5 protein-coding genes are annotated in these 3,107 nt (G+C 47.4%); 3 read left to right on the top strand and 2 right to left on the bottom strand.

From position 1 onward, the window contains the following. A partial coding sequence (locus Q0688_RS11660; protein WP_299076485.1) for a hypothetical protein occupies positions 1-180 on the top strand: 180 nt, incomplete at its 5' end. A gap of 532 nt (positions 181-712) precedes the next feature. On the opposite strand, the gene Q0688_RS11655 is transcribed toward Q0688_RS11660, so the two are convergent. Beyond that, positions 713-874, bottom strand: a complete 162-nt coding sequence (locus tag Q0688_RS11655; RefSeq protein WP_299076482.1) for a hypothetical protein — start codon at positions 872-874, stop codon at positions 713-715. Here Q0688_RS11655 and Q0688_RS11650 point away from each other — a divergent pair. Then, on the top strand, positions 869-1,087 hold the full coding sequence (locus Q0688_RS11650) for a sugar-binding domain-containing protein (protein WP_299076479.1): 219 nt from the start codon (positions 869-871) through the stop codon (positions 1,085-1,087). The two genes, Q0688_RS11655 and Q0688_RS11650, sit on opposite strands and share 6 nt — an antisense overlap. Before the next feature lie 172 nt (positions 1,088-1,259). After that, entirely contained in the window at positions 1,260-2,630 is a 1,371-nt protein-coding gene (locus Q0688_RS11645) for a glycoside hydrolase family 18 protein (protein WP_299076476.1), read from the top strand. A 90-nt stretch (positions 2,631-2,720) separates the two neighbouring features. Here Q0688_RS11645 and Q0688_RS11640 read toward each other — a convergent pair. Beyond that, positions 2,721-3,107: EAL domain-containing protein (locus Q0688_RS11640; RefSeq protein WP_299076473.1), on the bottom strand; the 387-nt coding region annotated here is incomplete at its 5' end.

Genomic DNA, 3,107 nt, shown 5'->3' with positions numbered 1-3,107 from the left:
CTGTCCTCCGGCGCCGGCGCCGGCGGCCGCACCGCGGTGGGTTCGGCGGTGCTTGGCGGGACCATCACGGGCACCGTGCTGGGGGTGATCTTCGTGCCGCTGTTCTTCGTCGTGGTGCAGCGCATCTTCGGTCGCAAGAAGGCCAAGGAGCTCGCAGCCAAACAGGCCGAGACCGCTTGACCCCTCTGCTATCGCAAGAACAGGCCGCGCCGTCCGGGACATCCAACGAGACCGAGGCCGTCTCGCCGGGGCCAAGCACCAGCATGTCGCCCAGCTCTTTGATCGGATCCATGACCTTGCCGCCGATCCAACCGCCCGCATCGCCACCGGAAAAATCCATGGTCGCAAAGGTCCGCAGGCCAAAACTGGTGCTGATCCAATCGGTGCGCAAATGGCTGTCGACATCGGTGCTTAGGTTGTTGATGCCGCCCGATACCACGCCATAGGTCGCGATCCCCAAGCCGACAATCGCAGCCGTCATGACGGTCCAGTCGACTGTGACGGCCCCGTCTTCTTCTTGCAAAAAATTGGTTAATCTGCGGTCCATATCATGGTGTCCTTTCAACAAAGCCGCCAAGCCTGACGGCACAAGGCCCGAAAGATAGGCGTCGCGGGGGGGAATGGGATTTGCCCCCCACTCGGGGTTAGGTTTTCATACCGCGGCCCGACGCTGCGCGATCTTGCGGCGCACTGATATTTGGCCGCTGGCATGTCAGATCTGATCCGTCGAGGTGACGGTCAGGTTGTCGATTCCAAGGCTTTCGTCATTCCCGGAACTGCTTAGCGTTGTGCCAAATCCAACCGACAGCGTGTCGCCGGGATTGTCCATCACGATGCGCACTTTTTGGGTGTGATCCAGATAGCCGTTATGCACGCCGCCTTGTATGTCATTGGTTTGGCCTTGGAAGAGTTCCGCCCTATCGCTGATGTAATCGCCATCGCTGCCGAGAACAGTAAGCCATTAGCTTTATTAGGTGCGTTAAGAACTGGCGTAGTTGATGTGATTGCGACTAGTGTAAGTAATGCTTTAACGGTACTTAACTTGGATGAACAACTTAGCGTGAATAAACCAAACGGCAGTAAATAGTAAGATACTCATGCTTCGTTGAATTCACTATTTGAGCAATGATGGTAATTCTCCCTAATGAAACCAGTGCAATAAAGGGGATAACTATTAGATATGACTCGAATAGTGAATTTGTTCAGCGGTTGAAAGAATTATCACTCTTTAATGTTAAGCCACACTAAAGGAGATAATTATGAAACTGTCATTTATCACACAAGCCATTTCTAGTAACAGTGACCAATCAAGTTCTATCTTTAAATTTAATTCTATCAGTGCGCTTAGCTTAATAGCCGCTGCTTGTATACTCACGCCTACTGCACATGCTGATGATAAAGTCGTCGCTGGGTATTTTGCAGATTGGCAATATCTGAATAAAGACAACCCTTATACCGTTGACGACATACCGGCAGACAAGCTCTCACATATTATTTACGCCTTCTTAAGCATGTGTGGTCCTCATAGCGGTGCTGGTGAGCCTGTCCAAAAACAAATTAAGCAGCAATGTGCGGACAAAGAACCATATACCGCGATCATTGTGGATAAAGAAGCTGCGTTAGAAGTCGATTTCGGAGACGTGAATGTTGATGTCGCCTATAAAGGTCACTTTGCCCAGTTAGCTCAACTGAAGGCCGACAATAAAAATATCAAAATATTGCCATCATTTGGTGGATGGACGATGTCTGAACCTTTCCATGCGATGGCGAAAGACCCTAAAGCCATTGCGCACTTTTCAAAAACGGCTGTTGAGTTGATTCAAAAATATGACTTCTTTGATGGTATTGATCTTGATTGGGAATACCCAGGAGGCGGTGGTTTAACCACTTCGCCTTGGAACCCAGAGACTAAACTAACGGATGAGCAAAAAGCGCTAGAGCGTGAAGCATTTACACTTCTAGTAAAAACAATTAGAAGTGACTTGGACGTTCTATCAAAGACGACTCAAAGAGATTACGAGCTTTCAACGGCTGTTGGTGTGGGTGCTAAGGCAGCCCAAATTGATTGGAACGCAGCTAGCCCATATTTGACGAACATGTTTGCGATGACGTATGACTTCCTCGGAGGTTGGGGAACTCAGACTGGTCACACAACCAACTTACATGCCACAGAGCGGAGTTGGTGGGGAATGGGAGCTGATGTCTTCATTAATCAAATGATTGAGCAAGGTATTCCTAGCGAGAAGCTCGTCATCGGGGCGGCTTTTTATGGCCGAGGCTGGCAAGGGACAAAAGACTTTGCTGGAGAGCTGCCCAAAGGTGATCTAGTTTCTGAACAAGGAGCTCAGTTTGGTACTGGTGAAAATGGTTACTTCATGTTCTGGGATCTTATGAATAACTACAGCAGCAAACAAGGTTATGAGTACAAGTACGATGAACAAGCTCAAGCACCTTATTTGTGGAACCCAGATAAAAAAGTATTCATATCTTTTGAAGATCAGCGTTCCATTAAAGCAAAAGCAGAATGGGCGAAGAAGTCTGACCTAGGTGGTATTTTCACTTGGGAATTATCAGGAGACCCTTCCGGGCAGTTGATCGATGTTATGCATAATGAAATGAATAAAGAGTGAAATGAATAAATAACCCATCAAAAGACACCCCAAATATAAGGTAGGTATTTATCCACCTACCTTATCTTGCTCGTCTATTTACTCACGTTTTTAAATAGAACATTCCGCGTACTCGGTCACCTGTTGGTTTAGGTGAGTAGCCAGCTCATCATAAGGAATAGGGCGAGAGAAGTAGTAGCCTTGCATTAAGTCACATCCACATGCCTTTAGAATTGCGAAGTGCTCATTCGATTCTACGCCTTCTGCCAATACCACCATGCCGAAGTTCTTACCGATTGCGATGATGTTTTGCACCATGGTGAGTGACTGCTGATCGACAGCAATGTTCTCAATAAAGCTCTTATCGATTTTTAGTTCATCGATAGGGAGTGCTTTCAACATGCTTAGTGATGAATAGCCCGTACCGAAGTCATCTAAAGATATTTTAATATTCTTTTCGTGTAAGGCCTCGAAAATAGGTTTTACTATGTCTACGTC

The sequence above is a fragment of the uncultured Paraglaciecola sp. genome (assembly GCF_937123705.1).
In the GTDB taxonomy this organism is placed as follows: Bacteria; Pseudomonadota; Gammaproteobacteria; order Enterobacterales; family Alteromonadaceae; genus Paraglaciecola.
Note: the sequence above shows the minus strand (reverse complement) of the source record. Positions and strands in the feature narration are given on the sequence as shown.

Excerpts from the sequence above, each read along its gene's own strand:
- Q0688_RS11650 (WP_299076479.1), top strand. The coding sequence starts at position 869 with ATGCACGCCGCCTTGTATGTCATTGGTTTGGCCTTGGAAGAGTTCCGC.
- Q0688_RS11645 (WP_299076476.1), top strand. The coding sequence starts at position 1,260 with ATGAAACTGTCATTTATCACACAAGCCATTTCTAGTAACAGTGACCAA.